Raw genomic sequence first — 14,767 nt, 5'->3', positions numbered from 1 at the left:
ACGGCCCCAGATCAATCGAAGCCGAGCTCCTGCAGCTTGCGAGTGATCGTATTGCGACCGATGCCAAGACGCGTCGCGGCCTCGACACGGCGGCCCCGCGTCACGCCAAGCGCGGCTTCCAGCACCGCTTTCTCGAAGCGTCGCGTCAGCACATCCATGACTTCCGTCTGTCCCGATTCAAGCATGGTCTTCGCTTCGCCTGCGAGCAGGTTTTCCCAGCTTTGGGAAAGCGCAGCCGCGGCATAGGCAGGCGCCACCGCCGCAGCCGGCGCGACCACCGGCGGACGCGTGGCGAGCATCGTATCGCCCTCGCCCGCATTCATGGCGTAGTCGGCCGCATCCGGCGCATCGTACTCGGGAGCGCCCGGACGCGGATCATTGATCGGACGCGCTACCGACAGGCTGTCGCCATGTCCTGCGTCGATCATCTCGCGCGGCAGATCCTTGACTTCGATCGTCTGCGCCGGCGCCATCACGGTGAGCCAGTTGCAGAGGTTTTCGAGCTGTCGCACATTGCCCGGGAACGGCAGCGTGCTGACATAACCGAGCGCGTCGTCGGACATGCGTTTTGGTTCGACGCCCAGTTCCTTGGCACTTTTCTGCAGGAAATGCCGGGCCAGCAGCGTAATGTCCTCGGGCCGCTCGCGCAGCGGTGGCAGGCGCAACCGGATCACGTTGAGCCGGTGGAACAAGTCCTCGCGGAACAGTCCCTCCTTCACGCGCGTCTCAAGATTCTGGTGCGTGGCGGCAATCACTCGCACATTGGCGCGCAACGGGTTGTGGCCACCGACGCGATAGAAATTGCCATCCGACAGCACGCGCAGGAGCCGCGTCTGCAGATCGAACGGCATGTCGCCGATTTCGTCGAGAAACAGCGTGCCGCCTTCGGCTTGTTCGAAACGACCGCGGCGCATCGTCTGTGCGCCGGTGAATGCGCCGCGCTCGTGGCCGAACAGTTCGGACTCGAGCAGATCCTTGGGAATGGCGGCCGTGTTCAGTGCAATGAAGGGCCCATTGGCGCGCGGACTGTGCTTGTGCAGCGCGCGCGCGACGAGTTCCTTGCCGGTCCCGGATTCGCCCGTGATCATCACCGTCACATTCGATTGCGACAGACGTCCGATCGCGCGGAACACGTCCTGCATCGCGGGCGCCTGGCCCAGGATCTCGGGCGCATCGACTAGCCGGTCGTCCATTTCCTCTTCGCGCAGACTCTCCTCGAGCGCGCGGCGAATCAATTCGACGGCCTTGTCGACATCGAACGGCTTGGCCAGGTATTCAAACGCACCGCCCTGAAATGCCGCCACTGCGCTGTCCAGATCGGAGTACGCAGTCATCACGATGACCGGCAGGCCGGGATGGCGCGCCTTGATGGCCTGCAGCAAATCGAGGCCGGATCCGCCCGGCATGCGGATATCGGAAATCAGGACCTGCGGCTCATCGTCTTCCAATGCCGCGAGCACGTCGCGCACATTGGTAAAACTGCGGGAGAGCAGGCTTTCACGGGCAAGGGCCTTTTCCAGGACCCAGCGGATTGATTGATCGTCGTCGACTATCCAGATCGGCTTCATGTGCGTCGCTTGTCTGCTCGGTGTCATGTGGTCTCCCGTGCTACCCGCCACGCCTGCCGCATCGGCCAAATCGTACGGCGGTCAATGCAGCGGCAACAGGATACGGAAGTCGGTACAGCCCGGCCGGCTCTCGCATTCGATCAAGCCCTCGTGCTGCTGCACGAAGGTTTGAGCGAGTGTGAGACCGAGACCGCTCCCGCCATCCCTGCCCGATACCAACGGATAGAAGATGCGTTCACGAATGTCCTCGGGGATGCCCGGGCCGTTGTCTATCACATGCAAATCCAATGCCAGCTTGTACAAACGCTTTGCAATCGTGACCTGACGCGCCACACGGGTACGCAACACGATCTGCGCGTCGCCATTTGCGATGCGCTCGCTCAAGGCCTGCGCGGCGTTATGCACGATGTTCAGCACGGCCTGGATCAGCTGCTCCATATCGCCGCGCAGGTCCGGCAGGCTCGCATCGTAGTCGCGAACGATATCGAGCCCATTCGGAAACTCGGCCAACACCACCGAACGCACACGCTCCAGCACCTCGTGAATGTTGAGCTCGGAAACGATGTGGGGATGCCGGTGCGGTTCCAGCAGACGATCTACCAGCGTTTGCAGCCGGTCGGATTCCTTGATGATGACCTGCGTGTACTCGCGCAAGGCGCGTTCCGGCAACTCGAATTCCAGAAGCTGCGCCGCGCCGCGGATACCGCCGAGCGGGTTCTTGATCTCGTGGGCCAGATTGCGGATCAGTTCCTTGTTGGCAGACGTCAGGTCCAGAATTCGCTCTTCGCGCTCGCTGCGCACCTTTTGCTCGTTGAGCAGAATCTCGACCAGCACGATGCTGGAAAACCCCTCGATGCCGCCGATCACCACATGCGCATGCAACGGTTCCTGCAGCGGCGGACGCAGAACCAGATCCTGACGCCGCACGTCCACCTGCCGCGCGATCACGGTCTCGATCATCGTGTCGAGTTCTTCCGACGCGCCGAACAGATCAGGTAGGGAGAGCTCCACCATGGCCTTGCGCGACACGGCAAAGCTCGCCTCCGCAGCGGGGTTGGCGTAGACCACGCGCAGCCCGGGCTGGCGCACCATCAGCACAGGATTGGCCACCACATCGAGGCCGGGGTGGAAGATCACGTCGCCAAGCGGCCGCACGTATGAATCGCCCTCGTCCGGACCGACGGGCTCTGGCTTGCGATCCACACCGGTGACTTTGCGCGAGACTCCGCGGATAAGGCGACGCATGGGCTGTTAGTCCTTCAGATTCGAAAGCTCCCGCTGAAGCGAGGCCACGTTTGCCTCGCTGCGGGTAATGTCATCGCGCAGCCGGGCCGTGCGATCCAGGTATTTCTGATAATTGCGCTCATTTCCCTGGCGCTCGGGTTCGCCGTTGTTGTATTCGGCCCGCAAGCCAGCAAGCTTGCCCTGCTCGCTCTGCAGTTCCTGCTCGAGCACCGCGCGGCGTTCGCTGTCGCGATTCTTCTGCGTGGCGCTGTCGACACGAGGAAAAGCCGCCGGCGAAACGGCCGCGGACTTGGCCGCGCCGGACGCCGCGGGGCCGCTGCGCGTGCCGGGCACGGTCACCACATCGGGCAGGTTGAGCTTCTTGCAGTCACGGCTGTTGCCCGGATTGCCGTTGCGATACTCCGGCACGCCATTGGCGCCCTTGCACATATAGACATCGGACGCCTGCGCGGCAGCCGGCGCGCTCCACGCGGCCAGCGCCAAAGCCGCCGACATCACCAGAACAGGGAATCCCACGCGCATTTGGTGCGGGAGCACCGGGCCGATGCGGCCGAAAATCTTGCTAGAAATCGCTTCCATGAACATCGACATGACGGTTAGGGAAAGATCCCCATTCTAGCGATCAACTTCGTTTCAAAACAAAAAGGGACAGCCGAGGCCGCCCCTTCCTGGTGCAACTGTTGCCCGGCAACAACCTGGCAACGCACGTGCGCGCTTACAGCGAGTAGTACATGTCGAACTCGATCGGGTGCGTCGTCATGCGGAAACGCGTGACTTCTTCCATCTTCAGTTCGATGTACGCATCGATCATCGAGTTCGAGAACACACCGCCGCGGGTCAGGAACTCACGATCGTTGTCCAGGTACTCCAGCGACTGGTCGAGGCTCGAGCAGACGGTCGGGATCTTTGCGTCTTCTTCCGGCGGCAGATCGTACAGGTTCTTGTCGGCAGCTTCGCCCGGGTGGATCTTGTTCATCACACCGTCCAGGCCGGCCATCAGCAGCGCCGAGAAGCCCAGGTACGGGTTCATCAGCGGATCCGGGAAGCGCGTTTCGATGCGGCGGCCCTTCGGATTCGCCACGTACGGAATGCGGATCGAAGCCGAACGGTTGCGGGCCGAGTAGGCCAGCTTCACCGGCGCTTCGAAGCCCGGCACCAGACGCTTGTACGAGTTCGTGCCCGGGTTGGTGATGGCGTTCAGCGCGCGAGCGTGCTTGATGATGCCGCCGATGTAGTACAGCGCGAATTCCGACAGACCGGCATAGCCGTTGCCAGCGAACAGGTTCTGGCCGTCCTTCCAGACCGACTGGTGAACGTGCATGCCCGAACCGTTGTCGCCCACGACCGGCTTCGGCATGAACGTGGCGGTCTTGCCATAGGTGTGCGCGACGTTCTGGATCACGTACTTCTGCAGTTGCGTCCAGTCGGCGCGCTGCACCAGCGTGCTGAACTTGGTGCCGATTTCGTTCTGGCCCTGGCCAGCCACTTCGTGGTGGTGGACTTCAACCGGAATGCCCAGCGATTCCAGAATCAGGCACATTTCCGAACGCATGTCCTGGAACGTGTCGATCGGCGCAACCGGGAAGTAGCCGCCCTTCTTGCCCGGACGGTGGCCGCTGTTGCCATGCTCGAATTCCTTGCCCGACGACCAGGGTGCTTCTTCGGAGTTGATCTTGACCGAGCAACCCTGCATGTCGATGTTCCAGGTCACGCCGTCGAAGATGAAGAATTCGGGTTCCGGACCGAAGAAAGCGGTGTCGCCCAGGCCGGTGCTCTTCAGGTAGGCTTCGGCGCGCTTGGCGATCGAACGCGGGTCGCGGTCATAACCCTTGCCATCCGAGGGTTCGATCACGTCGCAGGTCAGTACCAGGGTGGGTTCTTCGTAGAAGGGGTCGATGTGGGCGGTGCCCGCATCCGGCATCAGCAGCATGTCCGATGCTTCGATACCCTTCCAGCCGGCGATGGACGAACCGTCAAAGGCATGGCCGCTTTCGAACTTGTCTTCATCGAAGTGCGACGTCGGAACCGACACGTGCTGTTCCTTGCCCTTGGTATCCGTGAAACGGAAATCAACGAACTTGACGTCGTTTTCCTTCACGAGCTTCATCACATCTGCAACGCTGTGCGCCATGCCTATCTCCTGGAAATTCGAGGCTGTGTCTGAGAAAGCCATTGTTGGTGCGGTCGATCTTTGCTTCGATCCAGACCACCCCAAAAGGGACGAGGAATGTTAGCAGAAAGCATGCCAACGAAAGCCCCCCATCCGCCGGTAATCGCCCGGACTTCCCGAAAAGCGTGCATCGGCGGACAAGTCCGCACCGCAGCGGGGTTGGCGGATTGCATACAACTTCGCGTCGTTCGCCGCTCAAGCTCGCGCACGCGCGCCACGCCCCACCTGCAACCTCATCAGGAAACACCATAAAGGTGCATTCATCAAGGGAGTGCACTTATATTGTGCATCCCGGTGAATTACGCACCGAATTGGGGTGAGTCGCGTGGCGCACCTACGCAGTTTTTTCGGGACCATCCATTTCGGCCAACGGCCGCGCGCTAGAATAGCGCCGAATTCATGCGCTTCCCAGTGCCACGACGAATGGCGTGGTTTTGCGACGTCGTACGCGGCGCCTGTCCAACTACCTTGACCATGTCACAAAAGATGACTACCCGAGACTCTCTCCTTCAGACTGCCAAGGAACGGCAGCAACAAGGCCAGCTGGCGTACTTCGGCGCTCTGAGCCCCGAAGAAGCGCATGCGCTGCTGCAGGCCGATCCCAAAGCCGTTCTGGTGGATGTCCGCACCCAGGCGGAACTTGACTGGGTCGGCGGCGTCGCCATTCCCGACGAACAGTTTGCCCATGTGGAATGGTCGACTTATCCGGGCGGCACGCAGAATCCTGATTTCGTCGCTGAATTGAAGGCGCGTGTCCCGCAGGACGCGCCGGTGCTGTTTCTGTGCCGCAGTGCCGCGCGCTCGAAGCACGCCGCCCGCATTGCCACCGAAGCGGGCTACCAGTTCGCCATCGACGTGCTGGAAGGATTCGAAGGCGCTCGCGATGACCACCATCACCGCAAGACCGTGGAGGGCTGGTGTTTCCGTGGCCTGCCCTGGCACGGCGCGTAGATCGCGCCACCGTTGGCCTCGAAAGCAAAAAGACGCCTTGCGGCGTCTTTTGTTTTTTGGCGGCGATTCGGGATGCGCTACTGCTCGACAATCTCGAAGCCCATCGCGCGTACCCCTTCGAACAGCATTGCGTAGGCGGCCGGGACCGATTCTGCCAGGCCCTTGACGCCAAGATCGATATGGCGGCGCGCAAAGCGATCGCCGCGGCTGACATCGCCGACCGACGGCAGGCTGAACACACGAATACCCGGATAGGCGGCCTCTACCTGCTCCATCAGCGGCGTCAGCGTGGATTCCGGCGCTTCGAACACATAAAACGCGCGCGCCTGCTCGGCATCGCGATGGAACAGAGGCGCGTAGTAATGGTCGAGCACCCATTCCATCATCGGCCACGCCATGACCGGAAAACCCGGCATGAAATGGTGATCCGCCACCGAGAAGCCGGGAATGCGGTTGTAGCTGTTCGGGATGATGCGCGCGCCCACCGGGAATTCGCCCATCTTGAAGCGATGCTGGTTTTCGGGGCGGTTCAGGTCGGCCTTGACCGGATCGCCTTCGGCCGATTCTGCAATGCGCAGCGCGATCTGTTCGCGCGCATCGGGATGCAGCGCCAGTTCCACACCCAGCGCCGCGGCGGCGCATTGCCGAGTGTGGTCATCGGGCGTGGCGCCAATGCCGCCGGTGCAGAACACGATATCGCTGCTAGCAAACGTGCGGCGCAGCGTGGCGGTGATGCGGTCGCGCTCGTCGCCGATGTATTCCGCCCAGTTCAACGCCAGGCCGCGCGCGTTCAGCAATTCGATCGCCTTGCGCATGTGCTTGTCTTCACGGCGCCCGGACAGGATTTCGTCGCCGATGACAATCAAACCAAAACCCATGATGCCCTCTTGTTTTCCGTATTCAGGATTGCTCGATGCGACGCACGTCGGACGGCGACAGATCGATCACGTCGGGAGCGGGCGGCGCCGCCGCGGCGCGCTCGGCGCGCAGATCGGCCAGGGCGCGCAGGCAATAGTGGCCAAACCACAACGCCGAAAAAATGAATATCAGCACGTAGAGCCACAGCGTGCCGGCCAGCACCACCGGGAACAGGAAGATGATGACAGCGGACCAGACCCACAGCAAGGTCGGCGCGGAACCCAGCAGGCCCACCGCCACGCCAATCGCCAGCAGCGGCACACGGTGGCGTTTCATGAGCGTCTTGCGCTCCTCCGCCGTGGCATGCTCCGACAGCGCGTCGTAAGTCATCACCCGATAGGTCAGCCACCCCCACAGCACCGGTGGGATCAAGGCAAAAAATGGCGGAATCAGCCAGAGCGGCAAGGTGACGATCATCAACAACAGAAACACCACCGTGTTGCCAAGCGCCTGAAACACGCTGCCGGCAATGCTGCCGCCGTGCGCCTTGAGCAGATCGGGATAGCTGCGATCCAGATGCCTGACTACCGCCGGCACCGAAAACAGACTGATGAAAATCAGCATCGAGGCGATCACCAGCGGAATCGCCAGCGTGAGCACGAACAGTGGTGCCACCACCGTACGCAGCGACTGCAGGCCCAGCCAGTCGAGCATCGAATAGATCCAGCTGGTGAATGCGGATCCTTCAAGCAAGGTTCGCGCGGTGGTCATGATCGGTTCCCAGCCCCACCACAGCATGCCGCCCCAGAGGACGGTCGCGAGAATGAAGGGAACCACGGTCAGCATCAGCATGCGCGGATGCAACTGGCTGACCAGCGCACGGGCAAACGAGCGGAAGATATCGTTCATGCAGTCAAGAGATTGAGGAGAGCCCCGGGAAGCCAGGCAAGCCTAGCACAGCATGGGGCACTGCCCGTCACCCAAGCCGCAGCAGTCGCTTGATGCCCAGCCACTGCTGGGACAGGAAACCGGCGCCGTAGTTGCGGCCCCGCCCCGTCGGCGGCGGCATTTGGTCGCGGATCCCGGTGGGATAGTAGGACTGGGTGAACACGGCCGTGCGGAACAGCATGTCCCACCACGGGAAGATCACCCCATAGTTGCAGCCGCCCAGACGCGCTGGCTTGCCATCCTTGCCCTGGCGCTCGTGACCCAGGCCCACCGCGTGGTGCGTGCGATGGAACCGCGGCGAGACCAGCAGGCGCTCGCCGAGCCAGCCGAAATGCAGACGCAGGTTGGCGTGCTGCAGGCTTTGCAGCAACTGGGACAGTGCGACCAGCAGCACGTACTGCGACGGCTCCACGCCCACCGCAAGCGCGACGGTCGCAAAGACGAAATCCCGCAGAATATCGTCGAGCAGATGGTTGCGATTGTCGCTCCACAGGGTCATCTGCTGCTGGCTGTGATGGACGGCATGCAGGCTCCACCACCAACGGTAGGTGTGCGACAGCCGGTGATACCAGTAGTCGAGCAGGTCGAACAACAGCAGGTAAACGAAGAAGCTGACCAGCGGAACCGACGTAACGCCCGGCCACCAGTCTTCGACATTGACGCGCTGCCAGCCCAGCAGGCGCAAATGTCCTTCGATCGAATCCATCAGCGGCGCCAGCAGGAAGAACATGGCCAGCCGGAACAGACCCAGGCGGTGAATCAATGTATAGAAAATGTCCGTGCGGATGGCCCGGCGGTCGGTCACCCGCTCGACCGGACGTAGCTTCTCCAGTGGGCCGAGGATCAGCACCATCACCGCGATTTGGACCACGCCCACCAGCAGCCATTCCGTGCCGGTGAATGCGTCTTCGGCATAGCCGCCAAACCCGAGGTTGTAGACCACAGGCAATATGGCGTCCTGAAAGACCGTGGCTTCGATCTGGCCGACCCAGAGATTGAGCCAGTTAGTGAAAGCGTCCCACATTACCGTTTCGACCCCGTTGCAGTGGCTTCCGTCGCCGCTGGCTGCCCGGCGCGCACGGGCCCGCGCTGAGCGATCCAGCCCTTGTATTGCGGATGCTCGCGCAGCGTGGCGAAGCAGAAGCCCTTCTGTTCCAGCCCGCTGATCAATGGCTCGAGCACGGCTGGCGCCCAGGCGTCCTTGCGTGACCAGATGCCGAGATGTGCCATGGTGATATCGCCGTCCCGCAGATCGCGCAAGGCTTTGTCGAGCAGCGCCTGGTTCGGAAATTTCTCGGACGACAGCTCGTCGCCCAGGAATCCGGCCGGCGCCCAGCCCACATGTCGGAAGCCGCATTGCTCCGCCCACGCCAGCGTCTGCGGCGAGGTGCGGCCGCCCGGCGCGCGCCAGAGCGGCGCCATCGGCTGCCCCGTCATCGACTGGAATGCCTCGGCGCTGCGACGCAATTCACCGCAGAACGCCGCTTCGTCCATGACCACATCCTTGCCGCCATGCTGGCCGAACTGCGGGCGCATCGTGACCTTGCCGCCCGTCACGCTGCGCAGGTAGACGTGATCGAAAGTATGCGTGCCGAAGGCATGGCCGTCAGCCGCCAGCGATTTCCAGTATGGCGCCCAGCTCGCGTCGAGCGAACTGTCCTTGTTGACGGTTGGCTCGTTGGCCAGAAAGAAAGTGGCGCGGATGTGATGCTTGCGCAGCGTGCGTGCGATCAACTCGGCCTGGCTCATGCTGCCGGTGTCGAACGTCAGGTACAGCGTGCCGGCGCGGCATGCCCGCTCCGCAGGCGCGGACTCCGCGGCAAGGGTCACGGTGGCCGTGATGCCCAGCGCCAGCGCGGCAATGCGGGAAATCGTCCTGCGCATGATGTCCTCAATACAGCGGCGCGCGGGTCTTGAAGTAGATCCCGTGCGGCGACTTGCCGACGCGAATGGTCTTGACCAGCTTGCGGCTGGCCACATCGATCAGACCTACCGACCGCGCCCAGCGGAAGGTCACCCACAGCGTCTTGCCGTCGGCGGTCAGTTCCATATCGTCGGGGCCCGGCAGCAGGCCCGTAATATCACCCACCTTCGACAGCGTCTGCTGGTCGATGATACTGATCGAACCCGACACCCGGTTGGTCAGGAACAGATGCCGCTTGTCGCCCACGGCGCGGAAGTTGTGGGCACCTTTGCCGGTTTGGATCTGCTTGACCACGGTGCGCGTGCGCCAGTCGATCACGGCGACATAGTCGGCGCCCGTCATGCCTACCAGCAAATATTTCTGGTCTGGCGTCACCCAGATGCCCGCCGGGGCCGAGCCGGCTTCCATGGTCCACAGGACGGTCAGCGTGTTCAGGTCGATCGCTGCGATCTGGTTGGAATCCTGCAGCGTGACAAAGGCAATCCGGCTGTCGGCCGTGAAGGCGATGTGGCTGGGCGTCTTTGCAAGCGGAAACTGCCGCGCCATCTTGAGCTGGTGACCGTCCCAGCGATAGACATCCACCCGATCCAGTCGGTTGCCGGTAGCGACAAACCACTTCTGGTCCGGCGAAAACCCGACCTGATACGGATCGTCGATATTGGGCACACGCTGCTGCACCTTGCCCGTTACCGGATCGAGAAACACCAGATCGTTGCCCACCGCGTTTGCGACGATCAGCGACTTGTCATCCGGCGTGGCGATCAGATGATGCGGCTCCTTGCCGACGGGAAAGGTCTCAATGACTTTCTGGGTGTCCTTGTCGATCAGCGTGACGCTTGCGTCACCAGAATTGAGGATCACCACCACCTCTGCAAGCGCTGGGGCGGACACAAGGGCCAAGGCCAAGGCGCCAACCGAAACCACGCCAGCCGCTACACGACGCAATGCGAGCATAAGACCGTTAATTCAAAGGAATCGGGCATTCTAACGTTTCGCCGCCGGGATGCGATGACGTCGGACACAGAATCTTAAGCGCCTCTTACATTTAGATACATGTGCCCGGTCCGTGGCAGGGAAAAGTCAGCCAGGGGCATCGCCGCACTGGCTGTCCGAGAATCAGCGCTGCATCGATTCCCACACTTTTTGCAGTCGCTTCACCGACATCGGCTGCGGCGTACGCAACTCTTGCGCGAACAGCGCGATGCGCAACTCCTCAAGCATCCATCGGAATTCGTCGAGCCGCGCATCGGTCGCGCCACGGCCTTGCGCCCGGATCTGTTTCTCGGCGCGCTGCCATTGCTGTACCAGCGGCGACATTTCCTGAATGCGCTGGGCGTCGCGCGCCGGATCGCCTTTGAGCTTGTCCACGCGCATCGCCATTCCCTTGAGATAGCGCGGAAAGTGCACCAGCTGGTTGTACGGCGTATCGATGACAAACGACTTGGTCATCAGCCGGCCCAGTTGGCCTTCCAGATCCTGATAGGCGGAGCCAAACGGCTTGGCCTGCAGCAGCTTGCGCGGCAGCGCCGCGTATTCGGCCAGGATCGTGCCGACCAGCCGCGCGATTTCCTGCGCCAGCAGCGACAGCCGTGCGCGTCCCTCTTCCTTGCGCGCGTTGAATTCGGCTTCGTTGCGCGGCAGCGGCGCCTGCAGACAGGCGCGCTCCAACGCCATCGAGACGATCTGGCTGCGCAGTTCCTCCTGCGTGCCGATCGTCATGTACTGCATCGACATCTGCTGCAGGTTGGGAATGTTCTTTTCGATGAACTTCACCTGCTCGCGCAACTGCAGCGCGAACAACCGGCGCAGCCCGGCATGGTGTACGCGGATGGCCTCCTGTGGATCGTCGAAGACCTCGACATCGCAATGGTCGCCATGGTCAACCAGCGCCGGGTAGCCGAACAGCGTCTGGTTGCCCTTGCGGATTTCCAGCAGTTCCGGCAGTTCGCCGAATGACCACGACGTGAGGTTCTCGTACTGGCCGGCCTCGGCGGCCGGCACATCGCGCGCGGCAATATTCTGGAACGACTGCTGCGCCTGCCCCCCGAACTCCGCGCGCAACTGGGCCAGATTGCGGCCCACATCGAGCTGGCGACCGTGTTCGTCGATCACCTTGAAATTCATGAAATGGTGCGCCGGCAGCGTTTCGAGCTTGAAATCGGCGCGTTTGATCATCGTGCCGGTTTGCTCCCGGATGTCCGCAATCAGCACGTCCAGCAATTCGCCTTCGCCAAACGGCCGGCGATCGACAAAACCCGCCGCGTAATCCGGCAACGGCACGCAATGGCGGCGCAGCTTCTGCGGCAGCGACTTCAGCAGCAGATGCACCTTCTCCTTGATCATGCCGGGCACCAGCCAGTCCGCACGCTCGGCGCGCACCTGATTGAGCGCGTACAGCGGCACCGTCAGCGTCACGCCATCGCGGTGGCTGCCGGGCTCGAAGTGGTACGACAAAGCCATGTCGATCCCCGCGATCGGCAGCACCTTCGGAAACAGGTCCGTGGTAATGCCGGCCGCCTCGTGGCGCATCAGCTCGTCGCGATTCAGGTAAAGCAGCTTGCGATCCTTGGCCGACTCGGCCTGATACCACTTCTCGAACGCCACCTGGTTGTGGATGTCGGCCGGGATCGCCTTGTCGTAGAAGGCAAAGATCAATACGTCGTCCACCAGCACATCCTGCCGGCGCGCCTTGTGTTCGAGGTTCTCGATCTCGCGTACCAGCCGCTGGTTATGCGCAAAAAACGGCAACCGCGTGTCGAATTCACCCTCGACCAAGGCGCTGCGGATAAAGATCTCGCGCGCCTCCGACGGATTCATCGGACCGAAATGCACGCGTCGGTGCTGATAGATCGGCAAGCCGTACAGCGTGCCACGCTCCAGCGCCAGCACCTGACCGGCCTTCTTTTCCCAATGCGGCTCGCTCCAGCTGACCTTGAGCAGATGCTTGCCGACCTGTTCGACCCATTCGGGCTCGATCCGCGCCAGCGTGCGCGCATACAGGCGGCTGGTCTCCACCAGTTCCGCGGCAATGATCCAGCGGCCGACCTTGCGAGCGATCAACGACCCCGGCCACAGATGGAACTTGATGCCGCGCGCGCCAAGATATTCGCGGCCCTTGCCATCGGCTTCGTCCAGCTTCAGTCCGACATTGCCCAGCAGCCCCGTCAGCAACGCCTTGTGCAGTTGTTCGAAGGTTGGTTCGCTGTCGTTCAGGCGCCAGCCCTGTTCGCTGACCGTCGTATGGAGTTGCGAATGCACGTCGCGCCATTCGCGCAGGCGCACATGCGACAGGAAATGACTGCGGCATTGTTCCTGCAATTGCCGATTGGTTTTCTTGTGCGCGACGGCGTCCTCGAACCACTTCCAGAGCTTCACCCAGCCCAGGAACTCCGATCTTTCGTCGACGAACTTGCGGTGCGCCTGATCCGCGGCCTCCTGGGCCTCCTGAGGACGGTCGCGCGGGTCCTGCACCGAAAGCGCGCTGGCGATGATCAGGACTTCGCGCAGGCAATGCTGGTCCTTTGCAGCCAGAATCATGCGCGCCACGCGCGGATCCAGCGGCAACTTGGCCAACTGGCGCCCCGTGCCGGTCAACTGATTGGCTTCGTCCAGCGCGCCAAGCTCCTGCAGCAACTGGTAGCCGTCGGCAATGGCACGGCCAAGCGGCGGCTCGATGAACGGGAATGCCTCGATATCGGTCAGCCGCAGCGCTTTCATGCGCAGGATCACCGCCGCCAGCGACGAGCGCAGGATTTCGGGATCGGTGAAGCGCGGCCGGCCCGCAAAATCGCTTTCTTCGTAGAGCCGGATGCAGACGCCGTCGGCCACGCGGCCGCATCGGCCCGCGCGCTGGTTCGCAGCGGCCTGGGAAATCGACTCGATCTGCAGCTGCTCCACCTTGTTGCGGTAGGAGTAGCGCTTGACCCGCGCCAGGCCGGTATCGACCACATAGCGAATGCCGGGCACGGTCAGCGAAGTCTCCGCCACGTTAGTGGCCAGCACGATGCGCCGGGCGTTCGACGGCTTGAATACGCGCTCCTGCTCCTGCACGGAGAGCCGCGCGAACAGCGGCAGGATCTCGGTGTGCGGCGGGTGGTGCTTGCGCAGCGCCTCGGCGGCCTCGCGAATCTCGCGCTCGCCGGGCAGGAACACCAGCACGTCGCCGGGTCCGAGCCGGCATAGCTCGTCCACGGCGTCGACGATGCCATCGTACAGGTCTCGCTCGCGCGCCTTGTCCGAACGCGGCGCGCCGTCGGCGGGCTGGTCTGCCTGGATCGGCCGATAACGAATTTCGACCGGATACAGCCGGCCGCTGACCTCGATGACCGGCGCTGGCTTGCCGTCACGCGCGAAATGCTCGGCAAAGCGCTGCGCATCGATGGTCGCCGACGTGATGATCAGCTTGAGATCGGGACGCCTGGGCAGGATTTGGCGCAGGTATCCGATCAGGAAGTCGATATTGAGACTGCGTTCGTGCGCCTCGTCGATGATGATCGTGTCGTACGCGCGCAGCAGCGGATCGTTCTGGGTCTCGGCCAGCAGGATGCCGTCGGTCATCAGCTTGACCGACGCGCCCGCCGACATCGCGTCGTTGAACCGCACCTGATAGCCGACATGCTCGCCGATCGGCGTTCCCAGCTCCTGCGCGATCCGCTTGGCCGTGGAAGTCGCGGCGATCCGGCGCGGCTGGGTGTGACCGATCAGTCCTCCGCCCGGCTTGCCTTCGCGCGCCGGGCCGCGCCCGATGGACAGCGCGATCTTCGGCAACTGGGTGGTCTTGCCTGAGCCGGTCTCGCCCGAGACGATGACGACCTGATTGGCCAGCAACGCAGCGGCAATCTCGTCGCGCCGCGCCGACACCGGCAAGGCTTCCGGAAAGGTAATCTCAGGCAACGGATTGGCCAGACGCGCCGGCTGCGGCGGACGGGGCGGACGGCGCTCGGCGCCATCGCCGCGCGGCGGACGTTCGGCGCCTTCCTGACGGGCAGCCCGCGGGGGACGTGGCGCTTGCTCGGGGCGACCGCGACGCGGCTCGCCATCCGGGCGAGGCGCGTGCGGGGCGGCCTGCGGACCCAGCGGCGGCGCGCCCTTCGTTGCTGGTCT

Annotated in this window: 11 protein-coding genes; 1 reads left to right on the top strand and 10 read right to left on the bottom strand. The window is 63.0% G+C overall.

Annotated features, from left to right (window positions below):
* Nucleotides 1–11: 11 nt before the first annotated feature.
* The 4 genes from ntrC to F7R19_RS23075 form a co-directional block, all read right to left on the bottom strand.
* The gene (gene ntrC, locus F7R19_RS23090) at nucleotides 12–1,568 is read right to left on the bottom strand and encodes a nitrogen regulation protein NR(I) (protein WP_150982160.1); all 1,557 of its coding nucleotides are present in this window, start codon (nucleotides 1,566–1,568) and stop codon (nucleotides 12–14) included.
* 81 nt (nucleotides 1,569–1,649) lie between these two features.
* The gene (gene glnL / locus F7R19_RS23085) at nucleotides 1,650–2,813 is read right to left on the bottom strand and encodes a nitrogen regulation protein NR(II) (protein ID WP_150982144.1); all 1,164 of its coding nucleotides are present in this window, start codon (nucleotides 2,811–2,813) and stop codon (nucleotides 1,650–1,652) included.
* A gap of 6 nt (nucleotides 2,814–2,819) precedes the next feature.
* On the bottom strand, nucleotides 2,820–3,392 hold the full coding sequence (locus F7R19_RS23080; protein WP_150982143.1) for a DUF4124 domain-containing protein: 573 nt from the start codon (nucleotides 3,390–3,392) through the stop codon (nucleotides 2,820–2,822).
* Nucleotides 3,393–3,528: 136 nt separating this feature from the next.
* Nucleotides 3,529–4,944 carry a 3-hydroxylaminophenol mutase gene (locus tag F7R19_RS23075; protein ID WP_061958051.1) on the bottom strand — a complete coding sequence of 472 codons (1,416 nt, stop codon included), beginning with the start codon at nucleotides 4,942–4,944 and terminating at the stop codon, nucleotides 3,529–3,531.
* A 525-nt stretch (nucleotides 4,945–5,469) separates the two neighbouring features.
* Between F7R19_RS23075 and F7R19_RS23070 the strand changes: the two genes are divergently transcribed.
* Nucleotides 5,470–5,934 (top strand): rhodanese-like domain-containing protein, encoded by a 465-nt coding sequence (locus F7R19_RS23070; RefSeq protein ID WP_150982142.1) that lies wholly within the window; start codon nucleotides 5,470–5,472, stop codon nucleotides 5,932–5,934.
* A gap of 77 nt (nucleotides 5,935–6,011) precedes the next feature.
* Here the strand turns inward: F7R19_RS23070 and F7R19_RS23065 are convergent, their stop codons facing one another.
* The 6 genes from F7R19_RS23065 to hrpA form a co-directional block, all read right to left on the bottom strand.
* Nucleotides 6,012–6,812, bottom strand: coding sequence for a competence/damage-inducible protein A (locus tag F7R19_RS23065; protein ID WP_061958049.1), 801 nt, complete (start codon nucleotides 6,810–6,812; stop codon nucleotides 6,012–6,014).
* 22 nt (nucleotides 6,813–6,834) lie between these two features.
* Complete coding sequence (locus F7R19_RS23060) at nucleotides 6,835–7,701, bottom strand: EI24 domain-containing protein (protein ID WP_150982141.1); 867 nt, start codon at nucleotides 7,699–7,701, stop codon at nucleotides 6,835–6,837.
* A gap of 67 nt (nucleotides 7,702–7,768) precedes the next feature.
* On the bottom strand, nucleotides 7,769–8,764 hold the full coding sequence (locus F7R19_RS23055) for a sterol desaturase family protein (RefSeq protein ID WP_150982140.1): 996 nt from the start codon (nucleotides 8,762–8,764) through the stop codon (nucleotides 7,769–7,771).
* The gene (locus F7R19_RS23050; protein ID WP_150982139.1) at nucleotides 8,764–9,624 is read right to left on the bottom strand and encodes a polysaccharide deacetylase family protein; all 861 of its coding nucleotides are present in this window, start codon (nucleotides 9,622–9,624) and stop codon (nucleotides 8,764–8,766) included. The genes F7R19_RS23055 and F7R19_RS23050 overlap by 1 nt, the downstream gene beginning before the upstream one ends.
* 7 nt (nucleotides 9,625–9,631) lie before the next feature.
* Nucleotides 9,632–10,618: a YVTN family beta-propeller repeat protein gene (locus tag F7R19_RS23045; protein ID WP_061958045.1), complete on the bottom strand. Its 987-nt coding sequence runs from the start codon at nucleotides 10,616–10,618 to the stop codon at nucleotides 9,632–9,634.
* A 162-nt stretch (nucleotides 10,619–10,780) separates the two neighbouring features.
* The coding region (gene hrpA / locus F7R19_RS23040; RefSeq protein ID WP_409364603.1) for an ATP-dependent RNA helicase HrpA at nucleotides 10,781–14,767 on the bottom strand (3,987 nt) is incomplete at its 5' end.

The organism is Cupriavidus pauculus, from assembly GCF_008801835.1.
GTDB classification, from domain to species: domain Bacteria; phylum Pseudomonadota; class Gammaproteobacteria; order Burkholderiales; family Burkholderiaceae; genus Cupriavidus; species Cupriavidus pauculus.
This window is presented reverse-complemented; position numbering and strand designations above follow the sequence as displayed.